The sequence below is a fragment of the Pedobacter frigiditerrae genome (genome assembly GCF_032678705.1).
Taxonomy (GTDB): Bacteria; Bacteroidota; Bacteroidia; order Sphingobacteriales; family Sphingobacteriaceae; genus Pedobacter; species Pedobacter frigiditerrae_A.
In genome coordinates this window covers 1,463,285-1,488,798 of record NZ_JAVTSS010000002.1, presented here as the reverse complement: position 1 = coordinate 1,488,798, position 25,514 = coordinate 1,463,285, and the positions used below count along the sequence as shown (strand labels likewise).

Sequence of the window (25,514 nt, the reverse complement as noted above, 5' to 3'; positions counted from 1 at the left end):
CTTAATTATTAGTGTATCTGCTTTTAAGTAAATTTTTCATAAAGCAATTTATTCCCCATTGACTGGCAATCGGCTTTGTAGTATTATTTTTATAAGGCATATATGGATATGGCCCAAACTCTGGTGTTATTGTACATTTTGATATTTTGTTTTTCTTTAAATGCGCTATCCATTTATCCCAAATTTTTAAATGATGTTCCAGGGCTTCTTTATTTTCATCAGCTCTAGGGTCTGTCACTTGTGGTCCTTCAGTATGTCCAACTCTTGCATGTAAATGCATGGTATGCTGTATGGCTAAATCTATGGCGTCTTGCTGATCTTCTAAATAACTTTCAGAAACACATACCCAATGCGAAATGTCTAAAGCCAGTTCAAGCGATGGAAACTTCTTTAAATAATCCTTAACAACATGAGCTGCATACGACCATTTATTTCGATGGGTTTCTTGAATAATTTTAATACCCGATTCCTTACTAATTCGATCACAAATGGCAAAACACTCCGCCATTTGATCTTGCGTATAATATTCCCTGCCCGTTTGCGTGGTAATAAACTGAGGTTTAATTTGATCATCTTGGTAGTCTACCAACTCGTATAAATTTCTTTCCAAAGCAAGCTTATACTTTTCAAAATCCTTACCTTCTTTCATTTCTGCATGAAGCAATGAAAACTCTAAATTATGTAAAGCTAACTGGCGAAGCATTTCTTCCTTTTCATTTGGAGATTGCAATGGATAAACTTCTACACCATCAAAACCAGCCGTTTTTACCTCCTCACAAAACCGAGCCCAAGGAATATCTTCTGAGCCCCACCTTGGGCAATAGAAATTAATATTTAGCATAAATTTTACCTATGATAAATTAACGGATTTTGTTCTTCGCTGTTTAGCAAATCACCCACCTTTATGGTTTTCAAATAAGCATCAGGCAAAATATTTGGCTCTCCGTTAAACACATTCCCATCAGGCATATAGGCGCAAGTCATCGCCCTGCGAAAACCCGGGGTCATGTTTGCATGTGCACCGTGAATGGTTAACCCATTATGAAAAGAGCAGCTCCCAGCTTTCATTGGGGCAGCAACAGATTTAGTAGTTTTAAATTGGGGGTAAAAATTGAATATTTCTCCCATATTTTTACCAATACCAGGATTTTCAAAGGTAGTTTCCTTGTAGGAACCCGGGATGAAAAACAAACATCCATTTTCGTAAGTAGCATCATCTAAGGCTACCCAAATAGACAATGCTCTGCGATCTGAAAACGACCAAAATGGCGTATCTAAGTGCCATGAAGTTGGATTTGCCCAAGGCCGTTTGATCAATGCTTGATCGTGCCAAATGCGAACCCCATCTGCTCCAGAAAGTTGAGAAACCATTTTACCAATACGTTCATCAAGCATGATATTCTTTACCTTTTCATTGGTTTGCCAAAGATTTAATAATTGATCAAAAACATTATTGAAATAGGCCGCATCTTTATTGATTCCATCATCCTCATTGATATTGATGTTTTTACCTGGCATCTTTAATCCATTTCTATCGGCAATGGATTCCATAACAGCTTCACGCCACTGCGCTAGTTCTTCAGGCGATAAAAAGTCTTCGATAACCACATAACCATTCTCTTGGTAAAAGGCTATCTGTTCTTTTGAAAGTTCAGCGTTCATAATTTTATTAAATAAATATTTGGTGATTTAAATTTATAAACACTAATATTGAAAAACGTACATAATCTGTTTAAAGATTTGTACATTTTGATATTTATGAGTATTCCGTTTATTAATAACTTATGAATAATTACAATAAATACTTATCATTTGGCAAACAAGAAGAGGATTGGGGCTTTTACATTACCACAACCGGTTATACTAAAATTGACACTAACCAATCTTATCCATTAAACAACCAACATCCCGATACGCATAAGTTCAATTGGGATAGCGGAAGAATTCTCGATGGATTTTATATCGTTTTTATATCCATGGGTGAGGGCATCTTCGAATCAGCGAATATCGAATCAACAAAAGTTAAAGAAGGCACTTGTTTTATACTTTTCCCAGGTGTTTGGCATCGCTATAAACCATTAAAAAGTGGATGGGAAGAATATTGGGTAGGCTTTAAGGGAAACTATCCAGCAATGCTGATGAAGAAATTTGATCCAGCCAATCCTTTTATTAAAACTGGCAGAAGTGATAATTTACTAAAGCTTTTTCACAATCTAATTGATCAGGTTCAGCAAGCATCACCTGGTTACCACCAAATGATTACTGGCACAACCTTACAAATTATAAGTTATATACAAGCGGTTTCTCAATATCATGAAATTAACATGGATAATACTGCTAAGCTAGTTGAAGAAGCTAAATTTTTGTTACGGGAATCCGTTCCGAACAAGGCTACTATTGAGCAAATTTTGAGCAAACTACCAGCTGGCTATTCTAAGTTACGCAAGGACTTTAAAAACCTCACTGGCTTATCACCAAATCAATACTTACTAAATTTAAGACTTGATAAAGTAAAAGAATTGCTATCTAATACAAGTCTCAGCATCAGCGAAATTGCCTACCAAACTGGTTTTGAATCTGTTTCCTACCTGTCAAAACTCTTTAAGAAAAAAGATAAGATTGCACCTAAAAATTATAGAGGTAGAAAAGCTTTTTAGCTAAGCTTTTTTAATCACATAAGCAATCATGCTAGTTCTAATTTTAAAACCCAGTTTTTCGTAAAGCTTAATGGCTCCTTCGTTATCATCTCTAACGTGTAAAAAAGGAATTTCATTTTTAGCTAGAATACGTTTAATCTGTTCTCTTAATAAACGATAGGCATAACCTTTGCCCAAATGATTGGGATGAGTACAAACCGCACTAACTTCTGTATAAGGTGTTGGATTAAAACGATGACCTGCCATTGAAATCAACTTTCCTCCTTCAAAAACGCCTGTGTAATTACCAAAATCTATCGTTTTTTCTAAAAATGGACCGGGTTCCGTTAACTGAACTAAGGTTATCATTTCATCAACGTGGGTTTCATTTAAATCTACAAATTCACTTTCATCGCCAGTTGGCACAGTTTGATATTCATAGACCAATTGAAACATATTAATTTGCTTTATGAGCTTCCATTGATCTGAAATTTCAAGAGGGTTGATAGAGAACACAATAAAGAAACTTTCTGGCTCACTGATTTCGTAAAGCTCTTCAAAATTAGCAGCAGAATTATCCTTTAAGCCAGCAAAAGAGGCGAAACTCGGCAAGTAATACCTTACTGTTTTTGTTCCCAACGAAATTGGATGATGCGCCGAAACTAAAGCATTATAAATTGGGTTATCTAGTAAATGTGGCATTGGGTGAGGCTTGATTAATCCAAATATATTAAAATGAATGTATGATGATGTGCCTATTAAAAGCAAAAAGCATCAACCCGATTAAGATTGATGCTTTTTGACATTGAGTAAATTAAACTTTTTTTGGCGGCAGATCAAAAGCTACTGCTTCGTGTTCAAAATGGCCATTATGTGAACCATCACAAAAAGGTTTGTTACTTGATAAACCGCAGCGACAAATTGAAAGAACCGTTCTTCCTTGTAAACCATAAGCGTTACCACTTCTATCTACAATTTCGAAATCTCCTTCTATTTTAACTGAACCGTTATTGTTAATTGTAAGTTTTGTTTTCGACATCATTAAATATTTGAAGCAAAGCTATAGCAATCCGATTGCATTATGGCATCTGTTTTTAATTTAGAAACATTCTCCCATAACAAAAAAGAGGCAATCTTTTTACGAACTGCCTCTCTTGGTTTTAACAACCATACCAAACTGTATTAAGGTATTTTATCTAATGCTGGAACGTTATTTTCATATCCAGTATATCCTTTGTTTTGATTGATACGACCATTTATATTAAAACGCTGTGCATCAGCAGGTATAGGCCATAAAACATGATAGGGCGAAATTTTAAAGTTCACCCCTGAAATTGTTGGAACTTGATTTTTGTAAAAATCGTTTTTCTCCATGATGCGGTCATAAAAAAAGTTTACATCAGAAAAGTTCGACATGGTATATGTTTTGCCATTGTAAGCTGGTTTTCCCGTTTTCGCAAAAATGTATGCCATTCGCGTAAGCTCCGTTTTACGTGGCTCTTCATAATATAGCTCCCTTGCTCTTTCATCTAAAATTGTTCCGATGGTAATTGTTGAAGGATCAGTTAATAAAGTTGCGTTTGCTCTTGATCTAACCTGATTAATATCAGCCATTGCTGAAGCTAAATCTCCTTTCCAATAATACACTTCGGCCCTCAATAAATAAGTTTCTGCAAGGCGGAAAACATACCAATCTGTATTTGTACCTCTAGGTGGCGACCAATACTTATCAACAGCCAAGGCGTTGGTAGAGTTAATAAAGGTTTTATAATGCGGCCACCCAAAAAAGTGACGGATTGTATCTGTTCCCTTATTTAAAAACATATTATTAACATTGGCAGGTGTAACATCAACTAGTGGCTTGCCAAAAAGTGCTCTTTCAGACACATTAGTTCCTGTTTTAATTGCAGGGTTATTATAAACCAAATCGGTCATGTTCATCCACATACCAGGTGCATGACGATAATCTGTATTATCTGTCCAGATATATTTGGTACTATAAGGCGTACCGCGATACCTACCAATTCCCCTACCGTACATTAATGTTAATGGAATTTCTGCCGTTACTCCATCTACAATAGCCTGTAATGCTCCAGATGGAGTTTTAAGGTTTGTAAAATGCCATGCAGGCACACAGTTTCTCATTACTTGAGACCCATTTGGCGTAAAACCAAGTAACGTTTCTCTATCGATAACCAAAAATAAGGCTTCTCTATTTGCAGCAATAGCCTTGTTATCCATACGGTGTAAATCCCAGATTACATTTTTTGTAGCATCTGCAGCGGTACTTCCAAAACGCGTTCTCATTAGGCCATATTTACCTCCATTTAAAACATTATTGGCAGCAGTTAATGCGCCATCAAAATCACCAAGAGCTAAACTTACTTTGGTTAATAAGTGACTAACTGCACCTTTTGTAACCTCTCCTTTATTTCCACCATCTAAAACCCATTGTTCAGCAAATTTTAAATCGCTTTGCATTCTAGTTAAGATTACTTCGCGTTTAGTTGAGTAAAAATCATCTTTCGAAGTAGTTAAATCTTGCAACAATAATGGAACATCACCAAACTGATGAACAAGTCTGTAATAATAATATGCTCTGTAGAAGTAGGCAGCACCAAGTATTGCATTTTTCTCGGCATCGTTTTTAAAGGTAACATTGCCAATGCTGCTGATGATTGTATTTGCAAATCTGACACCTCTAAATCCTTCGGTCCAATAAAATCCAATTCTATTGAAATCTGGACTGTTCAGATTGGCCTCAGGTGTTACCCTGGTGTTCATGTCTTGAGCTTGAGTACTTTTATCAGTAGTGCCATCTACTGCTACATCTGAGAAAATAGCCTCGGTAATGATTGGTGCCATATCATCAAAAAATTCTCGCCTAGTTTGGGCACCCAGCCCCGCCAATGCAGCATTCATACCGGCCAAATTTGTTAAAGAATTTGTTGGTTCATATTTTGAAAGCACTTCTGCATCTAAATAAGTTTTTTTACAACTGACAACAGTTAGCAGCAACAGTGCCGGAAGAATTATTTTTATATTTAAGTTTTTCATGTCTGTCTATTGATTATAATGAAAGATTTAAGCCCAACGTATAATATCTTGGTGTTGGTCCATTATTTTGTGGATCCCATTGATTCCAATCTGGAGCATACAGTGCTGCATTATTAATATTGAAATAAACTTTAGCACTTTGGATTTTTACCTTTCCCAAAATAGATGGAGGAATGGTGTAGGCAAGAGCAACTGTATTTAGTCTAATAAAAGAACTTTTGCTATATACATTAAAAGTGGTTCCACTAAAGTTAGAAGTTAAACGAGCATATTCATTTGTTGGGTTCTCTGGTGTCCAATATGGTAAAACATAAGAACTTGTACGACCAAAGCCTACACCACCTGGTTGGTTTAATCTTTGGTTATCTTGTGCTTTTTGCCCCCAGTTAGAAATCAACTGAAAGGAAAGATCGAAACTCTTGAATAGATTAAATTCATTACGAAGGGCCCAATTAAACCTCGGACTACGAAAGCCTATAAATTGCTTATCTGCATCAGTATATAAGTAATCACCGTTTACATCTTGTAGTTTAAAATCGCCAGGCCTAATGCCTCCTCTTGTGTATTTTGCTGCTTCTGCAACTTCATCGGCTTGCCATACTCCCAAAATTTTATAATCCCAAATTATGTCTATGTCCCTGCCAATGAACCAACCATTAACTAAATCATTGCTTGCTCCAGCTAATCGATCAATTTTATTTCTATTGAGCGAAAAATTTAATGTGGTATTCCACAATACTTTTCCACTTGTTAAATTCTTGCTGTTAATAGAAAATTCGAAACCTTTGTTACTTACTGCTGCCAAATTAGAGATTACGTTGGCATAACCAGTTACTGCCGAAAGAGATTGGCCAATTAATAAATCTGACGTCTTTTTATCATAATATTCAAAAGATCCGTTAATCCTATTATTCAAAATTCCGAAATCTAGTCCAATGTTTAATGCCTTTGTTCTCTCCCATGCCAAAGTAGAATTTCCCATTCTTGAATTTAGTGTAAGCGTGTTGGTTTCGCTTGCCACGCCATTCGGGCTAACTATTTGATATTTACCAGCATCAACTTGAGACAAAGCCACATAAGGATCGATAACCCCATTACTAGCATTTCTAATCTCACGGTTACCATTAATACCATAAGACACTCTCAATTTACCGTAATTTAACCATTTGATGTTTTTCATGAAACTTTCTTCAGTGAAACTCCATGCAAATGCAGCGGCAGGAAAGGTTGCATATTTTTTATCTGCTCCAAAACCTGAATATCCATCTCTACGAACAGAAGCGGTAAAATTATATCGATTCATTAATCCATAATTTAACCTCGCCAATAAGGCATCACCTGTATAAACAATATCATCACTACTGATGGAAGGTTTGTTACCTGTAGCTAAATTATGATAGCCTAAAATATCGCTTGGGCTGAAACCTTCATTAGTAGATAAAGTATACCAAGACTGGTATTTTTCTGCGTTGGCTAATAATGTTACATCAATCGAGTGAATTTTAGCGAAAGTTTTATTCCACTTTAATATATTATCAATTTGCCAATTGTAACGTGTTTCTTGTGCACGAGAAGCAATCCCTCCGAGTGTAGTTACATTTGGATTTTTTGAAGATTGCGTATTAAATGTACGATACATGTCTAATCCAGGACTAAAATTTAGCGTATATGTAATACCAAATGGCAGTGATGCTTTAGCAAACAAGGTTGAAAACAGTGTATTCTGTTTATTCATGCGGTCGTTATAAAACGGATTAAGAAATGGATTTCTAGCATTCAATCCATTATCATCTGTAGGAATTCTCCTTAAAGACCCATCAGCATTATAATAATCTCCATAAGGAGATAAATTGGTTAATTGTGCCCAATCTGCTTCAATTGCACCCTCATCGCGTGCTGCATATTGAAGATTAAGGCCTAAGGTTAGAAATTTAGCTGCTTTTGCCTCCAAGTTAACTCTTCCGCGAAAAGTACTAAACTCGCCACCTTCTATAAGGTTTTCATTTTTTAGATAACCCAAAGACATGTAATAGTTAACCTCATCTTTTCTTCCTGCAATGCTAACCGTATGGTCTTGACGTTGTCCTGTTCTAAACAATAAATCGTACCAATCTATTTCTTTTCCAGCAACATAGTTTGCTCTTTCATTGGCAACCAAGCCTAATCTCGTTAGCCACAAATCTGTTGGGTTAGTTGTGGTTTGGCCATTTAACCATTGTGTAAGCGTAACGCCCGCAGGTAAATTATTTGGATCGTTATAAATATAAGCTGGTTGTGTGCCTGGTGCCCTTAACACATCTGCACGCCAATTTAAAAAGCCAGCCCCATCGTAAACACGTTGATCTTTAGCGAGTGTTGCAATTCCGAAGTTGCTATTAACTGTAATTGTTGGGGCACCAGATTTGCCCTTTTTAGTGGTAATTGCGACTACACCCGTTGCCGCTTTGGCACCAAATACGGCTAGAGAACTTGCATCCTTCAACACATCAACACTTTCGATGTCATTTGGATTAATATCTGAAAGCTGCCCAATAAAAATTACCCCATCAAGCACAATTAATGGCGAAGTACTTGCGGTAAGTGTGGTTTTTCCTCTCACTAACAAATCTCCCCCACCTTTGGCACTACTGCTAAAACCAACACTTAAACCAGGAATGTTTCCTCTTAAAATATCAGAAACACTTTGTGGATTTTCATTTTCTAGTTGAGTTGCCTTAACACTAGAAACTGCTCCAGTAACATCTTTCTTTTGGGCTGTTCCATAACCAATAACAACAACATCGGTTAACTGACTAACTGACTCTAATAGTACAACGTCAATAGACGTTTTGTTGTTTACGGGAACCTCTTGGGTAATATAACCCAACATGGTAAAAACCAAAGTTGAGCTTGGCGGAACACCGATTGCATAAGCTCCATCTCCATTAGAGGAGGCCGCAATTTTAGAATTTTTAACATTTACAGAAACTCCAGGTAACGGAGCGCCGTCTTTGTCCTTGATACTACCTTTTACAACCACATCTTGCGCGAAACAAAATGTAAAGGCGGTGAGGACCATACTAACAAGTAGGGTAAATTTTTTTCTCATGTTTATATTTGGTTAGAATAAATTATGTGTGGTAAAACTATTTTAAAATGATGGGAAAACAAAATATTTTTTATCATAAAGTACTCATAATTAGTATGTTATGATAATTTTGATACGCTTAATCCGCAAGTGAAAACAATAAAAAAGTAGCTGTAATATTGCCGTGACCAATCTGGCAGATTTTGATTGATACGTTTAATTCGCAAGAAAAAAAATTAATCGAAGTTTAGTCAAAAGGGGTTAATTATGCATTAACAGCACATCAATAAATTAACACAGCATATTTTTTGATACTTTAGACTAAAGAATTGATAGACATTTTAAAATTCACCAACTGGAAACTGTAAAATACATCTTCAAAAACATCATTATTTATTTGGCATTAAGCATAGTTACCTTCTTGATGCTTAGGGGAATTGTAATTTATTTCCCTGTTCGTGATGATATTGGTTTTTTGCAATTCAAAAAAGAATACCTGCATATCCTACCTTGGAAAATTGCTTTTTATGCCCATGTTTTTACAATTGCATTTGCACTAATTGCTGGTTTTACACAGTTTTCTAATCATATCCTAAAATCGCATATAAAATTGCACCGTACGATGGGTAAGATTTACGTGTACGACGTTTTTATCAATTTTATTCCTGCTTTTATCATGGCGATATATGCCAATGGTCAAATGCCTTCAAAAATTGCTTTTATAATTTTAGATTGCCTTTGGTTATGGTTTACCTATAAGGCGGTGGCCGAAATTAAAAGAGGAAATGTAAAGGCGCATAAAAACTTCATGATCAGAAGTTATGCGCTTACCCTTTCTGCAGTTACTTTGCGTTTATGGAAACCTGTAATAGCCAGTCTTGTAGAAATTGACCCATTACATTTATACATGATCATTTCTTGGATGGGTTTTGTACCAAATTTACTATTCGCCGAATGGCTAATTTGGAAGAAACAAAAAAGACTACCTACTAATCTCGATGTTGTAAGCCATTAAGACAAAAATCGCTGTTATGATAATCAAGAAGCTTCCAATAAACGTAATTACACTAATTAATTTAACATTCTTATTTTCTGTTTTCCTTAATTTATTACGAGTAAATAGAGATATAAAATAAGCTGACACCAACGAAACAACGATTGGCAGAATTAAAAACAAAAAAGCAAGTTCCATTGGCTAATAATTAGATATTTAAATGTAGTGAAATTTTAGGGCCTGTTTATACAATAACCTTAAATGTCAGTCTTAGTGATGATTTATTTCATAAAAAATATCTATGATTCTTTTTTAAGTTGTTTTTAACACGATTGTCATTCTGATATGGGAAGAATCTGAGCTATGCATTTCTTTTTTTACTATACATTTGTTAATCCTAAATGAGATTCCTCGTTCCTCGGAATGACAAACTGTGGGTTAAATTATTACTATTAATTAGCTTTCAAAAACTCATCCATTAAAGCAGCTGTAATTTCTGGCATTTTACTTCCTTTTTCTACCGTGCAGACTTCTCCAATACAAGAACCGTGAACTCCTGGTAAAACAATTAGTTTAGCGCCTGTTATTAACTGAGACATTTTCACGGTATGATCAATGGTGATCACATCATTTTGAGAGACAATAAATAATGTTGGTGCTTTGATAGCTTTCATATCTTCATCTTTCCAATCCTGAAAATTAATCATTCTATCCCTGTCCTTTTCAAACATCACTTTTAGTCCGTCTTTATTTGGAGCAACTTTTAGGTAAGCTTCTTGCAATGGCGTTGGCATATTGGCAAGGGTTACACCTTTCATTCCTTCGAAAAAGCCAGCAATTAAACCATCTCTTTTACTGGCTGCAGACAGCGCTATTATTTTATTCACCACATCTGGATGTCTTATTGCAATTTGCAAAGTGGTAGAACCGCCATTGCTAAAGCCAAAAAAGTTCGCTTTTTCAATTTTTAAGTGCTTTACCAAAGCCGCCACATCATCGGCATCTTGAGCAAAAGATTCTGGTGCATTCCTATCACTTGTTCTGCCGTGTGCTTGTAATTCTACTGCTATCACCTTTCCATATTTAGCTAAAAAAGGAATAATATTCGCAAATGAAGTTTCAATTGTAGAGCCCCCACCATGTATCAGCACTAATGGAATTTTCCCTTCACCATAAATTTCATAATACATTTTGATGCCATTAATTGGCGCATAACCTGTAGTTTCCATCTTTACTGACTTATTATTTTGTTGTGCATTTACTGACATTGTCGATACAAGCATCAATAAAGCTAAAAAGAAAATTGCTCGCATATTGTCTAATACTATTATTTATCTACAATATAATTCAGTTCAGTTACACCTGAAGTAAATTGTCTCGTGTTCAATAATTTTAATTTTATTTTGTCTTTAACATTTACAAACAACGGAATACCTTCTCCTAAAATAATTGGGTTAACAAATAACCAATAACCGTCAATCAAGTTTTGTTGCATAAGTGAGTGTGTTGCTGTCGGACTACCAAAAAGCAAAATATCAGCACCTTCACCTTGTTTCACTTTATTTATGTTGTCTACAAGATTCTCATTAATAATTGTTGTATTGCTTAAATCTTGTCCTTCTAATGTTTTCGATAAAACAACTTTATGAACTTTAGCATACCACTTTGAATGTTCAATATCATGCCTACTCGCATCTGGTTTGTCTGCCGCAGTTGGCCAATAACTTTCCATCATTTGATATGTCACTCGTCCATACAATGCTGTATCTCCTTCGCCTATGCGTTTAGCGCCATGATCAAAAATTTCTTCATCAACTTTAATCCAATTCATTTCTCCATTCGGTCCTGCTACAAAACCATCAAGTGATATGTGCATAAATGAAATTATTTTTCTCATTAGTCTCTATTTTTTTATTCCCACTAAATTAGAATCATTTTTTTAATATAGATGAACTATTTCGAGACAATTAAGAGGCATAAATGCGACAAATTTTAGTTCAAAGATCATCAATTTAGGTTTGTTAAAAGATTTAAAAAAGAGTCTTCGACAAGCTCAGATTGACAGTTTAAATTATACCCACAATTGGGTATTTTTAGAATAGGCAAAAACCGCTACTTTAGTTCAGCTATCTAACTCGTAAATCGCTCTGCTCATGAAAGCCTTTATTTTATCAATAGCTCTTCTGTTTTGTGCATTAATCGGCTCTGCCAATACCATTTATGAAATTAAGTACAAATTTCAAGATGCAACGGAATACACCGCTTTTATGGTGAGATATGATAATAAAACAGGTTTTATTAGGGTTAAATATTACAATACCAAAAAGCAATATCGTGTGGTAAACATGGATTTCGTGGAGGAAGAAAGCAAACGAGATATTAATGGCGTGTTATATGATGCCTTGCGATTTGTAGGCAAAAATCCATCATTTATTTTGGGTAGCGATGAAGAAACAGAAGCCTACAACCCAGATTACATTTGGTTTTGCAAATTGCCCTCTCAAAAAGATTATAAACCTTGGGGTGTAACGTCTCCTGATGCCGACGGAAGTGTTACGCAAGGCACCATTATTAGTGTAAAGATTTTAAATACCAGTGAACTAACAGAGTCGTATGTGCATTCTTTCTTTAGAAGTGACGAAGCTTTCTACATTAACCTCTTTAATAAGCCTACTGCCATATTAACTTCGAACAAACCAAATACACCTCCAACAAAACCCAATACAAATCCTTATAAACCAAACACTACCAGTACAACCCAAACTACAACGGGGGCTAGTTTAAAGTTAATTATGGTTGCGAATACACTTGATGCAAGAATTGGAGTTACTTGTCAGCTCGATATAGATCGCGTAAAAAAAACATTTAGGGATATTGCCGTGGCCTTAAATTTAAATTTCGTTTATACGGAGGTGAAGGGTGTAGCGTTTAATAAAACAAATCTGTTGAACGCTGTAAACAATGTCACCTCTAAAAATAGCGACATCATTGTTTTTTGTTATACAGGGCACGGTTATCATTTTGAAAATGATATGCAAAATCCATATCCACAAATGGATATGCGAACAAGCCCTAAACAAGATGCAGCTACCAATACCGTAAATGTAACAGAAGTTTATGGTAAGCTAAAGACACAGTCTGCACATTTAAAGCTCATTTTAACCGATTGCTGTAATACCATTTTGGATGAACAAAAAATGTTTAGTAAACCCTTTGCCAGTACCATGCGCTCAAACATTCAATGGAGCAAATCTAATTGCGAAAACTTGTTTTTAAGACAAAGTGGTGTTGTAGTGGCCTCTGCTGCATCTATCGGAGAAATTGCTAGATGTAATTTAGAGTATGGAGGCTACTTCCTGTTTAATTTCTTAAAATCTTTAGATAAATCACTTAGTGTTTTTGGGTCTTCACAATCGTGGGATAACATTATTTCTGAAACCAGGGAAACGGTATTGAATATGTCTCGCATGCAAGAGTGTGAAGCTAAAGTTTGTACCCAGACCGCAGTGAGTTATGTAACGGTGAAATAAAGAGATTATTAGTTCATTAACACATTGGTTCATTAGTGAATAACCTATCGTACCATTATCAACCTAAAACCTGCAACCCACAAGCCACCTTAATTTAAAACTTGTTTTTTAAAGCCAATGGGACTGACGCCAACTTCTCTTTTAAATAATCTCGAGAAATAAGATAAATTCTCGAAGCCTAAGGCGTAAGCAATTTCAGAAACTGATTGTGTTTCTCCAATCAATCTATTTTTTGCCTCTGCTATTAAATAGATATGAATATGCTCCAAAGCAGTTTTACCACTTTCTTGCTTTAAGGTGTCTGATAAATAACCTGGTGAGATATTCAATTTATCTGCCATGTAATGAACAGAGGGTAAACCTTTACTATCTAACAAGCCACTTGCCATGTAATGATCTAATTCTTTGATGAACTTCGTTACTGTTTTGCTTGAAATCTCAAATCGATTAATGAATTGTCTTTTATAAAAACGTTGGGCATATTTAAGCATCGTATCTAAATTTGCCAGCATAATTTCCCTACTGTACTCATCTTGATTATTATTGTACTCATTTTCAATCTTGCGGTACAACTCCCAAATGGTTTTCTCTTCATTTGGCGATAGATGTAACGCTTCATTGGTTTCATAATCGAAATAATGATACTTTCTAATTTCATCATGAAGAATATGTCCATTTAAAAAATCTTCATGAACAAAAATCAGGAACCCATCTTCTTCTAAATGAAGTTCTTTCATTTCTATAATCTGTCTTGGTTTTACGAACATCATCGAACCACTTTCATGATCATATATGGTACGTCCGTATTTAATTACACCTGAAATCAATTTTTTAACTCCTATCATATAGAAATCGCTTGTAAATTCTCTTTCTATCATTGAGCATGCATGATTGCATTGGAAAATACTGAACAAGGGATTTTCTGGCGCAGGAAATCCATTTTCCTGATGTAATTCTGCCAAGCTTTTATAATGTTTCATCGCCTTTTTTGTAATCATCACAATCTACACAATTCACTGTATAGACTGTGATTTAAGCTATCTAAAATGATCTTTTAGTGACCGTGAGCATTTGCCGAAACTTCTTTCCACTCTTCAAATTGTGCCAATCGATCTGCATAAACCTGCTTAACACCAGGATAAGCTATTTTGCCTAATAAAAAGTGTAAAGGAGGGTTTTCGCTATCAATTAAAGCCAAAACAGCAGGTGTTGTTGCTTCAGGATTACCCCAAGAATCTGGCGTTGCTCCTTCTGCAAAAGCTTTTTTAATTGGTGCATATACTTCATTAGGTTCAGTTTGAAAAGCAGAAGCGCCAGACCAATCTGTAGAAAAGCCATTAGGCTCTATTAAACTAACTTTTATACCAAATCCTGCAACTTCGGCAGCTAAAGTTTCGCTCAATCCGTTCACCGCATATTTTGATGCATTATAAAGTCCTAAAACAGGTAAAGTTACCAAACCCAAGAAACTTGAAACTTGTATAATGTGTCCGCTTTGTTGTGCCCTAAATATTGGGAGAATGGCTTGTGTAACCCAAAGTACACCAAAGAAATTGGTTTCCATTTGTGCCCTTGCTTGTTCCTCTGTTGTTTCTTCTATGGCACCAAATAAACCAAAACCTGCATTATTAATTAATCCATCGATATGACCAAAATGTGCTTTTGCTTGATTTACTGCTGCGAAACAAGCTGATCTATCATTAACATCTAGTTGAATAGGAAAAACGGCATCTCCAAACTCTTCAACGAGGTCATTTAAGTGAGCTATATTTCTAGCTGTTGCGGCAACTTTATCGCCGCGTTTTAATAGGGCTTTTGCCCAAATTTTACCAAAACCACGTGAAGCTCCAGTAATTATAATTGTTTTTGACATGATAATAATTGTTTTTATTTACCATGTAAAGGTAGGTTCACCATACTCGCTAGTGTTTGAACAAAACCTTGGATCATTAACACATTTCAACTGTAGCTTGGTTTAGATTGATAATTAATAACAGCCTTACTATCCGACACGTCCTGCTGAATTTATTTCAGCATCTTTCCTGCAAGAAAAAACCTAAAAAAAACGGCGAAGCCCTCTTGAAGGCTATAGACAATATAAATACTGAAAAATTCAGGGTGACAGAGTTTGTAGATTTATTCAGCCTTCAATCGCATTACGATTGCCTTCCGATAGCTATCGGAACGAGCTGGCAATGACGCACATATTAAAAAAACATGTACAAACGCTTCATGACAGTTCAATCGCTTAAACAATTATATCCTGTAAGCCTTTGGTGTTTGGCTAGTTTGTTTTTTAAAGAAATTATTAAAGTGCGCAGGCTCTTCAAATCCTAGGGTATAACTAATTTCTGAGATGTTCCAGTTGGTGTGTTTTAACAAGGCGATGGCTTCGGTAATTAATCTTTCGCTAATATGGGTGGTTGTTGTTTTTCCAGTTGCTGTTTTAATTGCCCTGTTTAAATGATTTGGGTGTACATTCAGCTTTTCCGCAAAGTCTTTTGCCGAACGCATGTTAAACTGCTGTGAGCGAGATTCAATTGGGAATTGCCTTTCTAAAAGTTCGGTAAAAACCGCTGCAATACGAGCATTGGCATCAGCATGTTTATATAAAGTTTCTGAAGGTTGCAATTTCATAGCGCCATGAATTACTTCCATGATGTAATTGCGAATCAGATCAAATTTAAAAGCATAATCTGATTGTAGTTCCTCAATCATTTTAAGGAAGATTAAGGCAAAAGCTTCGTCTTGTTGTTTATTTAATAAATATGCTGGTTTGCCATTGGGCGAATACATGGGAAGGTTTTTTAGACTCCCCCGAATATATTCTGTAAAAAAGGCATCCTTAAAAATGCAGAAAAAGCCAGTTGCATCTTCGGTTAATGGCTCGAAAGTATAAGGCACTTCAGGGTTAAAAAACATCAAGGTACTGCCGTTAACTTCTAAAGTTTTATCGCCATAATGGTAAAGGTGCCTACCCCTCATTAAGGCAACTTTATAAAAATCTCGGCGACTATATTGCACAGGTGGCTTACCAGGTGCATTGCAATCTTCTAATCTAAAAACATTAAAATGTCCCAAATCGGCATTAATGCCTTCAAATTTTAAATCGAATTTCCTTTCATAAAAATCTTCGAGGGTTTCTAATGGCTCCATATTGTAAATTTAAAACATTTTAAGGATAATTTGTAACGCTTAAAAACTCAATCCTTTGCAACGAATTGAGTTTTCTAATTGATTTACCTTCAAAAATTAATTATCGAATCCGGTAGTTGTACCTAAGGCTCTAAAGATTTCCATGTCTTTTTGCACCAGTTCTATTTTGTTTTGTGCGGCTTGGTAAGCATCAGCACCTAAAAATAAATGCAATGCAGGATCAGCTTGATTGGCAACTTCGATCATTACATCGGCAGCTTTTTCTGGATCGCCTTGTTGATTGTTATTGATGTCGTTTACATGTGCATTTTGTACATCCCTCACGTTTTGATAAGCTGCAATTTCATTTTGTGGTTTTGCAATGGAATCGCCTTCTAAAAAGTTAGTACGGAAATAACCAGGCATGACTAAACTTACGTTAATTCCGAATGGTTTTACTTCGTGATGTAAAGATTCTGTAAAACCATGTACAGCAAATTTACTTGCACAATAAATGCCAAAAGCAGGAAATCCGCCAGTAAAACCACCAATAGATGAAATATTAAAGATGTGTCCGTTTTTTTGGGTTCTTAAATAAGGTAATGCTTTGCGAATTACGTTAAGAGAACCAAAAACATTTACATCAAAATTAGTTCTAGCTTCGGCATCGGTTAGTTCTTCCAAACCACCCATTTGTCCGTAACCTGCATTGTTTACCACTACGTCAATACTGCCAAAATGCGCTACGGTTTGTTTGATTGCCTTTTCTACATCTACTTCATCAACAATGTTCATTGCTAATGGTAAAAAGTTTGCGGTTTCTGCGCCAACTGCTTTTTTCAAAGCATCAATGGTGCGTGATGTTGCTGCTACATTATATCCTTGTGCCAACAATTTTTTAACTAAGGTAAGCCCTAATCCTTTAGAGGCTCCGGTAATAAACCATGTTTTTCTTGTGTTCATCATTATAAATTTTATAACACAAAGTTGATGGTATTTTAGCCTGAGCCGTTAGCGCTGTTCAAACAGATAATTGCAAAATTCAAACAATCGACAAGAAGTTTAGTTGTTGAGTTGGTTAGTTGCGAAGTTGGTTTAGTTGGGGAGTCGACAAGTCTTCCGTTTCAAATTCTATGATAAATTCTGAGCCTTTATTAGGTTCGCTTTTGATAGATATTTTACCTCCTAGCGTTTCCACTTGGGTTTTTACCATAAACAAACCAATGCCTTTTCCTTCGGTATGTAAATGAAAGCGTTTGTATAAGCCAAATATTTCATCCTCATATTTTTGAAGGTCAATGCCCAATCCATTGTCTTTAAATGTTAAAGTGACTACATTACCTGATAATTCGCTTGTCACTTCTATTTTTGGATTGACACCCTCTCTTTTATATTTAATACTATTTGCTATCAAATTAAAAAAGACACTATAGAGGTAGCTTTTCAATGTAGTAAGGTGATCAATAGCAGAAAAATCGCTCTTAATGCTCACATTTTCTTGCGTGATCATGTTAAGGATACTATTCTCTACATCTTTTAACAATTTAGACAATTGGACTACGCCTTTTTTCTCGCTTACCTCACGTTTAACTTGTAAAATATGATTAAGATCTTTGATTACATTATCTAGCTTTGTAACATTCAAGGAAAGTGCCTCCATCATTTCTACTTTCTCTACTTCACTTAAACCTGGTAAATGTAACAGGTCGGTAATACCAATTACATTTGCAACAGGAGCCCTTAAATTGTGCGAAATGATATAAGCAAACTGTTCCAAATCCTTATTTCGCTGTATAATATCAGCAGTCATACTGGTACGTTCTTGCTCGGCAATTTTTCTTTCAGTAATATCTCTATAAATCACAATGTAAGCGTTTACACTATCATTATGAAGTAAATTAGTCATGGTACCTTCAATCCAAATGTAATGTCCTTGTTTATGAATAATTCTATATTGTACATGTTGTGGAATGCCTGGTGAATCTTTTGCTCTTTGAAAATCTTCTCTTGATTTCTGCACATCACCAGGGTACATGAAATCTAAAATTGTTTTACCTTTTAACTCTTCTTTCGTAAAACCTGCGCTTCTGCCAAAAGAAGGGCTTTGGTAAATCACCTCAACTTTATCATTTATTAAAATTATGGTATCGCTAATGTTTTCGATTAGGGCTCGATGTTTTTCCTCGCTCTTTTTAAGTTTTTCCCTTGCTTGCCTACGTTCAGTAATATCAGTTGCAATAACCATGACACGTGAAATTTCACCGTTAAAAACAATAGGTACAAACCTTGAGCGAACTAGGCTACCATTACTCATTACACTTTCTGATTCTTGAGGCAGACCAGTTTTTAAACAAGCTTTAACAGAGGATCTGGCAATTTCTCTACTTTCTTCTGGTAAAATTGAAATGCTATCTAATCCAATCAATTCCGCCACTGTTCTACCACCTGGAAATCCTCTATTAATAGATTCTATTTTAAGGTCTCTGTTAATGATAAGGATGATATCTGGTGAATTTTCAAATTGCTGTTTAAAAAGTTCAGTCGCATTTTTGCGTTCGGTTATTACTTCGGTTAACATGATGATACCCCCAATTTTGCCTGAGGCTTTGTACCATGGCCTTGTTTCCCATCTTATCCAATCTATGGTGCCATCTGGGCGAACAAATGAATCTTCTTCCTTTTTTTCTACTTCGCCTTGTAAACAGCGTTGATGACCATCTCTCCAATGCTGAGGAATATCTGGAAAAATCTCATAGTGGCTTTTCCCTACTAAATTATATTGCTGTACATTGTTCTCATGTTTCCACCTATTACTGGTGGCTATATATCGCATCTCGGTATCAAACATCGCCAAGGATGCTGGGCTATGTTCAATAAATATAGCAAGCTGCTCTTTATGTTCTGCTAATTCGTTTTCTATGCGTTTCCGTTCGGTAACATTACGGAATGATCCATCGAAGTGATTAGGTGAACCATCAGCCCCATAAATAAGACGGGCGTTTAAGGATATAAAAACCTTTTCCCCTGATTTAGACTTGAAAGTTAATTCATAATTCTCCAATTCACCATTTGCCAAGAATATTTCTACCGCCTGCACTCTATCTGCTTCGTTATAATAAAGGGTAATTGCTCCCAATCCAATTAATTCTTCCCTAGTATAACCAAGGTGTTTAGCAACAGAAGGGCTTATATCTAAAAATATGCTATCCAGATCGGTTTGAAAAAATACATCTTGAACGTTTTCGAAAATATTACGGTATTTTCTTTCACTTTCTCTTAAAGCTTCTTCAGTTTGAATGCGGGTTGTAATATCTCTGGCAATAGCCAAATAGCCTATACCATCAAAAACACGTGTGTTGATCTCAACTGCCACCCTTGTACCATTTTTCCTTAACCATCTTTTCTCTAACAACAGTGTTCTTTTCTCTTCTAGCAAATCGAGTTGTAATGGTTGTTTTTCTAGGTCTTCTGCAGAAAAGAGTTGAGATAAATGCATACTTAATAACTCCTTTTCGGCATAACCAAGCAATTGGCACATGCTATTATTCACCTCCATAAAATAACCCCCTTTATTTAAAAGAAAAACAGGGTCTCCGGCATGGCTCAATAAAGATTGGTACTTTTCTTTGTTTTGTTTAAGGTTTTTAATTAATTCTCGAACATTATTAATCAAATAGTAAGAAAAGGCAAAGGCAAGTAAAAGGGATATAAAGATTAAAAAAATCGATTCTAGCAAGGCAGTATCATAAGCATTGTTGCTGCTGGTATAAACTTCGCTCCCAACCTTTACTTGTAAAGTAATTAATCTATTCAATTTAGTACTAATTGCATTTATTTGAGGATACAATTCATTATCTATAAATGCACTATCATCAAGTGAATCGTCATTTTTTAATACCTCTTTTAACTTTTGGATAGTTTTTGTTAGTTGCTTAACTAAGGCAGAAGATTGTTGGGCCAATCTATTTTCTTGAGGAGTGAGGTAAGTTGTCATGTAACTAGACCAATCTGCAGCAATCGCTTTTTCTGCTTTGTTAATTACCTCAATTCCTTCGGCATAAGAAATGTCTTTTGTTTTAATCCTTTCAGCAGTTATTAAAATACCAACCGTGTAATTATACTGCGTATGTGTAAGTTGTTGCAGAGGAAAGACCCTATCAGCATATAGCGTTTGCGTTCGCTTATGCATTTTCTCTAGCTCGAGAATCCCATACAAGCCTATGCCAATAATAGCCGTTGTCATAACGATTATTAACAGGTACAGTTTTTTAGATGCCTTTAACTTATCTATCATAGTTGTTTGTTGCAAAAACTAATTAAGATATAAGGGGGATGATAGTCTTATATATTCTTTAAAGTTTAATTATCCTTAAATATATATAAAAACTTATTAATTATAATTAGTGGCAAACCAATGATAATTATTTTTTGATAGAAATTAATTTAGGTTTTTGAAGAGACACCTATAAGTAAGGGTTCAACACTTGGATTCTTTATCTTATCTAGTTTAATTCAGTTACAATATGCCTGAAAAGACAACATAGTTGAACTTAGAAAAGCCTGAATAAGGACAAAAAGTATAATTCCATCATACTAATTAATTTCCTTTCCTTCTTTATTTACAACTAGGCCTGTCATCATTACCAAAATGCTAAGGATAATGAGTTGCAAAACCATTGGCTCATTTACTAGCGTTAGCTTGGCGCCAATTGGAATGGAGAGAAATAACATAATGGTAATTAGACCTCTAGGCGCAATGAATAACATCGGAAGTAATTTTTCTTTTGTAATTTTTAGCTGCACTAGTCTTACGAGTAAAACACAGACGAAAATACCTATCGAATAAGGGAGTGCTTGTAAATCAAATAAATCATTGATATCTATGCTGTAGCCAAAAAGAATAAAGAAGATAGTCCTTATCAAAAAAGCAGCCTCTCCAACCAGTCTGGTAAATCGATGTATCTCTACATCAAGTATTTTAGGCTTTAAATAACGGATGAAGGAAAACTGTTTAAACTCATCAAGATTATTAAGGAAAAGACCAAATATCAATATAAATAACAATGCAGGTAGGTGGTAAGCCTTGGCCACTGCATAGATAAGCACGATCATCATCATTATGGGTACCAACTTTACATGATGCTCTATTTTTTTAATTAAAAAAGCAAGGCCTATACTTGCAATAAGTGACACCACTAGCATAATTGCTAATTCAATTCCAAAGTGGACAAACGAGCCAAGATTAATCACTTCATTATTTATGAGAAAATCAAATAGCACTACGCCAATAATGTCAGACATGCTACTTTCATAAATAACTTGTTCTTTTTTCGCTCTGCCCAAATTTTGCACACTAGGTATGGCAATAGCACTGCTGATTACACAGAATGGCACCACATTAATCAAGCAATCTATCAGCTTTGCGCCGGTAAAAAAATGTAAGGAGACGCTTAAAATTGTTGCAAGCGCAATTAAAGGAAACAAGGCAGAAAGCACTGCTTTTTTAATTAGGGGTTTCTTTTGTTTATTTACCTCAAGCTCCAAACCTCCCTCTAGCACAATTAAAATTAAGCCTAATGTTCCAAATATTGGAAGTAAAGGCATTAAGTTAACCACCTGCAAATCAAACACAGCAATCAGTTGTTTAAGTACCCAGCCAATCACCAGTAAAAAAATTACTGTTGGCACTTTGGTATGCCGCGATGTAATATCGAAAACGTAAGCAATCAATATTAGTGCACAAATGGTGATGATTAGAGGAAGTGTCATAGGCAAATTGGCAAAGACAAAATTACGAATCTTTTTTAGACCTTCCGTTCGCAGCTAATCATTATGAGTTTTTGCAAGGGGATTAACTATTCTATTTGCTTACCTCTAACCTAATTACATCATAACACAATCCATTAGTTACGCTGCCTGCTGGTACAGTAAGTGTAATTGTATTTTTTCCTGCTTTCAGTAATGAGGCATCAAATTCAAATTTCTTTTCTACCCAAGTGCCTTCAATGCCGTCACGAATCATGATTGCTCCACCTCCATTTAAATCTGTAAATGGGCCTACTTCTTTTCCATTCACATTAATACCTAAAGAACGGGCACCAGAACCAGCAATACCGAATCTTAAAATAGCTTTTCCTTTACTTAAATCATTTGCAGCCATGTTGAAATTAATTTTCCAAGGTGTAGCTCTCCCCTGATCACGACCATCTGGTTTAAAATCTATATCATGTGGTACGTGATAAATGTACCAATCTTTAGCAGGATCTGATTTCCCTACTGTAAAATCAACATCATTAGGGAAAAACTTGGCATATTCGATATACATTCCCCAGTGCCAGTGATCATCACCTTTAAAAAATTCTTTTGCAGAGCGATTGGGAATACCAATCTCAAAAATTTGTTTTCCATAACGAACAGGTTTCCATTCTATAGTTCCTAAGTCTAGTTTCTCTCCTGCTTTAATGGTTACATTGGCTATTGCATCGTAAGCACCTAATACGCCATCGGCAACTGCATGCAATTGATAAGTACCTGGGCGAACATTAGGAATAGCAAAGGTTCCATCATCCGCGGCTTCTGTCCAAAACTCATAATGTTTGGCATCATTTTGCCAATTGATAGCCGGTTGATAAGCATTGCTAGGACGAAACGCCGTTTGATTAGGTGGAAGATAAGTACCTCGATTAGCCGGTTTTCCATTTGGTAAAGTATCTCTTTTTGTTGCTGGCTGCTGTTGGTTATTTCTCTGTTGTTGTGCCAATCGCATTTGCGCCATTGCAGCAGAATCTGCCTGTGGATTGCGAGCTAGACGAGGTCTTTCTGCTTCATCAGGGAAAGATAATCCTACCAGTAGATTAGTAAATTTACCTTTAACAGCCTGTGGGTCTACTAATTTCATTTTCCCTTTTACTATTGCTCGTTCAGCAACTGCTGGATAATCTACTCCTTTAACCCAAGCATAAGGCCATTGTGCCTGCTCTAGCTTCGCCTGCTTTTTGGCATCAACAAACATGGCATTAGGTTCTAATCCTGTAGGCACGTAGATAAACATTGGCCCCACAACTTTGCTCCAATATTCTTTATCACTAAAGTTAAGTACACTACCTCCATAATGTGTTCCTCGCCAATAATTCAGCAAGGTAGGGTCGGCTCCATCACCATTATCCAAGTGACCTGTTAGCTCAAAATGGTTCGGGCCACTAGATAAATATTCGAAAGATGGATTAATGATATAAACACCTACTTTTTCTTTTGTTGATGCCCAACCATAAGCAGGAATTTTAGATTGTTTGGCAGAGTAATCATATTTATGTTCGGCCTTGCCTTTAAAAACCCCAGTTGTTAATCTGCGTGCTTCTTTCATGTTCAGGTCTAGTCCTTCATCCCAATCTTTGCCAGTTGGCATCAAGCCATTTCGCTTTTCATCAATAGACATCCAGTCGAAAACTTTTCCCGACAGTTTAAAACCAAACCTCGATTCGCCAACCGAACCAGCAGGATACGTCGCTTGATGAGTAAATATGGCATACGTATATAATCCTTTAGCGCCACGTTCTAATGTATAACGAATTTCCAAGTCGGCAATGAGCCCGCCTGCTTGCCCTGCTGCTGTTGGGTTTTTACCAAGTATTGATTTTCCGTCTGAATAGCCTTTTACAAAGACTTCGCCTCGTTGTCCATTATTAACTTTAGGATCGATGGAAATACCCGTCACTCTTCGTGCTGCCAATGCCGGACTTTGCTCCCAATAACCTGCATGATGCCCAGAAACATAACCCATCAACTCTACATTGGGGCTAACCGAATTGGTTGTTTTTACAGAAATTAAATCTGCTGTTCGTTTATCAATCTTTAAAGTTAAGTAACCATTAGACATGGTATAGGTAAGTCCATCTTCAGTAATGGTAACCGACTGATTAGTTTGTGCAACGGAACCTAATGTTAAAAAACAAAACAAGGTTGCAAAGCTTAACGACAAAAGATTTTTCATGACAACAATTGGTTAAACAATAATCCATTGTTTGACAGAGAAATGCAAGGGTTTGAGGGATTGTGTTATAAATGATACTTGAATGTATTATAAAGTATCTAGGGCTATGTTTATAAAAAAGCACCAACCTTTATCAGATTGGTGCTTTTAAGATTCTATCAACAGTTGTTAAAAACCCTACTTCCTATACAACGGGCATCTTTTCAGTAAATATTCTAATGGACTAGTATAACCACCATCGGTACTACTTAAAAAAGCTTTATGGCTTTGATTATAAATACTTGCATTGTTGTCCATGTAAATGTGGAGGCTTACGGCTACATCATATCTTTGAGCAGCACTGCTATAACTCGATCCTGATGAAGACATACCTTTTAGTTTATCATCGCCGTCTCTTTTAACCTTGGTATTTGTGCCTACACTTGTTGTGCTGGTCTGGTACCCTTTATTCTGTGTTACCGAACCATCAATTACATATTCTACACCTAAAATATCGCAGATTTCCTTCATCGTGAAGTTCATCATTTTATCTCTTGTTACTCCTGCTTTACTTAACAAAGCATTAGTTGTTCGTGGGTCCAATAAAGTATATCCAGCACTGTGCTGAGAAAGAAAGCCATAAGTATCTTCTTGTGCTTTATAACCAACTGCATCTGCACCTGGCTGATTTTCCATTAAAAATGTGAATGGCAATACTGCAATCTTATTGTGATGATCAGCAGGTGAAGCGGCCATTGTCACTGTTTCTTTTTGGCGTTCTTGTGCTGGCAAAGCAGCCTGACCAAGTGTTTCTACCCTTCCACTAGAATAGGTAATTTTTGAAATATCCGATTTTTTGACAACATACTCAGCTGTTTCGCCAGCATAAATAAAGCTGATGTCGTTATCAGTAACCTTAGTTACTTTGCCTTTCATTTCTTCGCCGTTTGCCTTAACAACGACATCTATTTTAGGTTTAACGCCTGTTTGTGCAAACACATTTAATGATACAAAAACCAACAGCAAGAGGAAGTAATTTTTTTTCATAGGGATAAAATTGATACAAGTAAATATAATTGATTAAAATTAGATGTCAAAACATATAATGGCTTTTGACAGTAAATTT

19 protein-coding genes are annotated in these 25,514 nt (G+C 35.8%); 3 read left to right on the top strand and 16 right to left on the bottom strand.

Going from position 1 to position 25,514, the window contains the following annotated elements; translation table 11 throughout:
- Position 1 precedes the first annotated feature (1 nt).
- Complete coding sequence (locus R2Q59_RS17125; RefSeq protein ID WP_316786457.1) at positions 2–841, bottom strand: sugar phosphate isomerase/epimerase family protein; 840 nt, start codon at positions 839–841, stop codon at positions 2–4.
- 5 nt (positions 842–846) lie between these two features.
- Entirely contained in the window at positions 847–1,662 is an 816-nt protein-coding gene (locus R2Q59_RS17120; protein ID WP_316786455.1) for a phytanoyl-CoA dioxygenase family protein, read from the bottom strand.
- 122 nt (positions 1,663–1,784) lie between these two features.
- On the opposite strand from R2Q59_RS17120, the gene R2Q59_RS17115 reads away from it, so the two are divergent.
- The gene (locus R2Q59_RS17115) at positions 1,785–2,657 is read left to right on the top strand and encodes an AraC family transcriptional regulator (protein WP_316771220.1); all 873 of its coding nucleotides are present in this window, start codon (positions 1,785–1,787) and stop codon (positions 2,655–2,657) included.
- On the opposite strand, the gene R2Q59_RS17110 is transcribed toward R2Q59_RS17115, so the two are convergent.
- From R2Q59_RS17110 to R2Q59_RS17095, 4 genes are all read right to left on the bottom strand, one after another.
- Positions 2,658–3,338 (bottom strand): GNAT family N-acetyltransferase, encoded by a 681-nt coding sequence (locus tag R2Q59_RS17110; RefSeq protein ID WP_316786453.1) that lies wholly within the window; start codon positions 3,336–3,338, stop codon positions 2,658–2,660.
- Positions 3,339–3,450: 112 nt separating this feature from the next.
- Positions 3,451–3,675: a CDGSH iron-sulfur domain-containing protein gene (locus tag R2Q59_RS17105; protein WP_131552474.1), complete on the bottom strand. Its 225-nt coding sequence runs from the start codon at positions 3,673–3,675 to the stop codon at positions 3,451–3,453.
- Between the two features lie 143 nt (positions 3,676–3,818).
- Positions 3,819–5,693 (bottom strand): RagB/SusD family nutrient uptake outer membrane protein, encoded by a 1,875-nt coding sequence (locus R2Q59_RS17100; RefSeq protein ID WP_316786450.1) that lies wholly within the window; start codon positions 5,691–5,693, stop codon positions 3,819–3,821.
- A gap of 13 nt (positions 5,694–5,706) precedes the next feature.
- Positions 5,707–8,781 (bottom strand): SusC/RagA family TonB-linked outer membrane protein, encoded by a 3,075-nt coding sequence (locus R2Q59_RS17095; RefSeq protein ID WP_316786448.1) that lies wholly within the window; start codon positions 8,779–8,781, stop codon positions 5,707–5,709.
- A gap of 376 nt (positions 8,782–9,157) precedes the next feature.
- Here R2Q59_RS17095 and R2Q59_RS17090 point away from each other — a divergent pair, with 376 nt between their 5' ends.
- Positions 9,158–9,775: a DUF2306 domain-containing protein gene (locus tag R2Q59_RS17090; RefSeq protein ID WP_316786446.1), complete on the top strand. Its 618-nt coding sequence runs from the start codon at positions 9,158–9,160 to the stop codon at positions 9,773–9,775.
- A gap of 431 nt (positions 9,776–10,206) precedes the next feature.
- On the opposite strand, the gene R2Q59_RS17085 is transcribed toward R2Q59_RS17090, so the two are convergent.
- Together R2Q59_RS17085 and R2Q59_RS17080 are read right to left on the bottom strand one after the other, a co-directional pair.
- The gene (locus R2Q59_RS17085; protein ID WP_316771209.1) at positions 10,207–10,983 is read right to left on the bottom strand and encodes an alpha/beta hydrolase; all 777 of its coding nucleotides are present in this window, start codon (positions 10,981–10,983) and stop codon (positions 10,207–10,209) included.
- Between the two features lie 98 nt (positions 10,984–11,081).
- Positions 11,082–11,651 (bottom strand): dihydrofolate reductase family protein, encoded by a 570-nt coding sequence (locus R2Q59_RS17080; protein WP_316771207.1) that lies wholly within the window; start codon positions 11,649–11,651, stop codon positions 11,082–11,084.
- A 256-nt stretch (positions 11,652–11,907) separates the two neighbouring features.
- Here R2Q59_RS17080 and R2Q59_RS17075 point away from each other — a divergent pair, with 256 nt between their 5' ends.
- Positions 11,908–13,284 (top strand): caspase family protein, encoded by a 1,377-nt coding sequence (locus R2Q59_RS17075; protein WP_316786444.1) that lies wholly within the window; start codon positions 11,908–11,910, stop codon positions 13,282–13,284.
- 89 nt (positions 13,285–13,373) lie between these two features.
- On the opposite strand, the gene R2Q59_RS17070 is transcribed toward R2Q59_RS17075, so the two are convergent.
- From R2Q59_RS17070 to R2Q59_RS17035, 8 genes are all read right to left on the bottom strand, one after another.
- Positions 13,374–14,264 carry a helix-turn-helix domain-containing protein gene (locus R2Q59_RS17070; protein ID WP_316771205.1) on the bottom strand — a complete coding sequence of 297 codons (891 nt, stop codon included), beginning with the start codon at positions 14,262–14,264 and terminating at the stop codon, positions 13,374–13,376.
- A 74-nt stretch (positions 14,265–14,338) separates the two neighbouring features.
- Entirely contained in the window at positions 14,339–15,157 is an 819-nt protein-coding gene (locus R2Q59_RS17065) for an SDR family NAD(P)-dependent oxidoreductase (protein WP_316786443.1), read from the bottom strand.
- 383 nt (positions 15,158–15,540) lie between these two features.
- Positions 15,541–16,440 (bottom strand): AraC family transcriptional regulator, encoded by a 900-nt coding sequence (locus R2Q59_RS17060; protein WP_316786441.1) that lies wholly within the window; start codon positions 16,438–16,440, stop codon positions 15,541–15,543.
- Between the two features lie 96 nt (positions 16,441–16,536).
- Positions 16,537–17,385: an SDR family oxidoreductase gene (locus R2Q59_RS17055; protein WP_316786440.1), complete on the bottom strand. Its 849-nt coding sequence runs from the start codon at positions 17,383–17,385 to the stop codon at positions 16,537–16,539.
- A 112-nt stretch (positions 17,386–17,497) separates the two neighbouring features.
- The gene (locus R2Q59_RS17050; protein WP_316786438.1) at positions 17,498–20,713 is read right to left on the bottom strand and encodes a PAS domain S-box protein; all 3,216 of its coding nucleotides are present in this window, start codon (positions 20,711–20,713) and stop codon (positions 17,498–17,500) included.
- A gap of 299 nt (positions 20,714–21,012) precedes the next feature.
- A complete protein-coding gene (locus tag R2Q59_RS17045; RefSeq protein ID WP_410478922.1) occupies positions 21,013–22,188 on the bottom strand; it encodes a cation:proton antiporter in 1,176 nt (391 codons plus the stop codon).
- Positions 22,189–22,279: 91 nt separating this feature from the next.
- Positions 22,280–24,409 (bottom strand): polysaccharide lyase family protein, encoded by a 2,130-nt coding sequence (locus R2Q59_RS17040; protein ID WP_316786434.1) that lies wholly within the window; start codon positions 24,407–24,409, stop codon positions 22,280–22,282.
- A gap of 177 nt (positions 24,410–24,586) precedes the next feature.
- Complete coding sequence (locus R2Q59_RS17035; protein ID WP_316786431.1) at positions 24,587–25,435, bottom strand: hypothetical protein; 849 nt, start codon at positions 25,433–25,435, stop codon at positions 24,587–24,589.
- Positions 25,436–25,514 lie beyond the last annotated feature (79 nt).